Consider the following 707-nt stretch of genomic DNA (forward strand, 5'->3'; position numbering starts at 1 on the left):
GTCCAGCGTGCCGTACTGGGTCAGCCATTTGACGGCTGTCTTCGGGCCGCATTTGGGGACGCCCGGCACGCCGTCGACCGCATCCCCGACCAACGTCAGGTAATCGACGATGCGTTCGGGCGGCACGCCAAATTTGGCGGTGACGCCGGCCTCGTCGAGCAATTCGTTGCTCATCGTGTTGAACCAGCGGATCTTGGGGCCGACCAGCTGGGTCAAATCTTTGTCGCCGGTCGAGATCAGCGTGTCGATGTCGGCCGCGGCGGCTTGCGTGGCCAGCGTGCCGATCACGTCGTCGGCCTCGACGCCGTCGATCATGATCACCGGCCAGCCGGCCGCCTTGATCGCGGCGTGGATGGGCTCGATCTGGCGGGCCAGGTCGTCCGGCATCGGTGGCCGGTGCGCCTTGTACTCGGGATACCAGTCGTCGCGGAAGGTTTTGCCGCGAGGGTCGAAGACGACGGCCTTGTAGTCTGCCTTGTAGTCGCTTTGCAGACGACGTAGCATGTTCAGCACCCCGTACAGCGCGCCGGTGGGCTCGCCGGCCTGGTTGCGCAGGTCGGGCAGGGCATGGAAGGCGCGGTAGAGATAGGACGAACCGTCCACCAACAACAAGAGAGGCATAACGTGACGGAAAGCGAAAAACTGGTGATGGGTGTCGAGACCGAGGCCCTGCTGAAGAACACGACGGCCCGCGAGTCGTGGCGGAT

Annotated in this window: 1 protein-coding gene; it reads right to left on the minus strand. The window is 64.5% G+C overall.

From position 1 onward, the window contains the following. The coding region (locus A6M56_RS15205; protein ID WP_286758214.1) for a 5'-3' exonuclease at nucleotides 1–621 on the minus strand (621 nt) is incomplete at its 3' end. Nucleotides 622–707 lie beyond the last annotated feature (86 nt).

Source organism: Ralstonia sp. RL, assembly GCF_001683835.1.
Classification (GTDB): Bacteria; Pseudomonadota; Gammaproteobacteria; order Burkholderiales; family Burkholderiaceae; genus Ralstonia; species Ralstonia mannitolilytica.